General features: G+C 46.1%; 2 protein-coding genes. Both read left to right on the top strand.

Going from position 1 to position 1,190, the window contains the following annotated elements:
- Positions 1 to 451 (top strand): phage virion morphogenesis protein (locus R7E29_RS18020; protein ID WP_318082804.1); only part of this gene is annotated, 451 nt, incomplete at its 5' end.
- Positions 452 to 453: 2 nt separating this feature from the next.
- The coding region (locus R7E29_RS18015) for a DUF2586 family protein (RefSeq protein ID WP_318082808.1) at positions 454 to 1,190 on the top strand (737 nt) is incomplete at its 3' end.

Raw genomic sequence — 1,190 nt, 5'->3', positions numbered from 1 at the left:
AGGTTTCACTAAGAAGCTAAAGCATTTTCAAAAAGACAATAACCGGGTTTTGGTTGTTGGTTGGCCATCAAGACGAGGAACCGTTGCACTGGCTCACCATACAGGTGAAGCAGAGGTAAGCGGATTGCAGCAGCGATTCAAGCAAGCCAAGAAAGCGAAAGAACCAAAGAAAACCGACCCGGCAACGAGAGAGCAAGCAAAAGAGTTACGCGATTTAGGTTACAGACTTCCGCCCCAAGGCAGGCAGAAGAGAGGCAAAAAGCCAACGCTCAAATTCATTACTCAGAATATGACCGTCGCTGAAACCGCAAAACTGATTAGTGATCTGGAAAATAAAACGCCATCACGTAAGTGGGAAGTAGATCGCCCAGAACGCCGATTGATAGGCATTAGTCCGAAACGGGCAGCAATGATTATCAAGCGGGAAATGAATCGAAATAGGAGCAACTAAACATGGCATGGCCTACCGTCATTATTAACATTCTGAACATGATGCGCGGACCGATCCCGGGCGTTGAATTTCACTTTCTGTTTGTTGTGTACGGCACAGTTGCAGGAACAGAGCGCAACCTAATTATGGTGGATAACACCACGGATTTTTCAGACAGCACGTTCGATAACATCGACCCCGTACACATGCTCACGCTAAAAGCTGCTCAGTTAAATGGGAAACAGAACTGGACTGCCGGTGTGATCGTTTTAAACCCATCAGATAGTTGGCAGGCTGCGGTTTTTAAAGCCAATGAGACATCAAGCTTTGAAGCTGTTGTGTTGGATAAGCCAAATACTGGAGCGTCCATTCTTGAAGATGCAGTCGCATTTCGCCATGAACTTAAAGCCAAGCTTGGCCGAGAAGTTTTCATGATCTGTTCCTTACCAGGAATTAATGATTCCGAGGACGGTGAAATATGGGCCGAATGGTTAGCGCAAACGGTGAATGTGCCAAAGAGCATTGCAAGTGAATACATCACCGTAGTGCCACAAGTACACGAAGGAAACTCTACAGTTGGCATTTATGCAGGTCGGTTGGCCAATCAAGAAGTATCTATTGCTGATTCACCGGCACGAGTAAAAACAGGCAGCATTCTGGGCAGTATGGAATTAGCAAAAGATAAGGATGGAAAGCCATTAGAGCTAGCAACACTTAAAGCACTAGAAGCTGCTCGAATCGCTGTACCGATGTGGTATCC

It is taken from the genome of Vibrio sp. Vb1729, from assembly GCF_033338655.1.
GTDB lineage: Bacteria > Pseudomonadota > Gammaproteobacteria > Enterobacterales > Vibrionaceae > Vibrio > Vibrio alginolyticus.
Note: the sequence above shows the minus strand (reverse complement) of the source record. Positions and strands in the feature narration are given on the sequence as shown.